General features: G+C 68.1%; 1 protein-coding gene. It reads left to right on the forward strand.

Annotated features, from left to right (window positions below; all coding sequences use genetic code 11):
* Positions 1–298 (forward strand): MCE family protein (locus WU80_RS25040; protein ID WP_197281372.1); only part of this gene is annotated, 298 nt, incomplete at both ends.

The raw sequence follows: 298 nt of genomic DNA on the forward strand, positions 1-298 counted from the left end.
GACCGGGCTGGGCGACAGGTTCGGCCAGTCGGTGGTCAACGCCAACGCGATCCTCGATGACGTCAATCCGCAGATGCCCCAGGCGCGCCACGACATTCAGCAGCTGGCCGGGCTGGGCGACACCTACGCCAACGCCGCGCCCGACCTGATCGATTTCCTGAACAACGCGGTGGTCACCTCGCGCACCATCAACGCGCAGCAGAAGGATTTGGATCAGGCGCTGTTGTCGGCGGCCGGGTTCGGCAACACCGGCGCCGACATCTTCAACCGGGGCGGGCCGTACCTGGCGCGCGGGGCC

It is taken from the genome of Mycobacterium sp. UM_11, assembly GCF_001414075.1.
In the GTDB taxonomy this organism is placed as follows: Bacteria; Actinomycetota; Actinomycetes; order Mycobacteriales; family Mycobacteriaceae; genus Mycobacterium.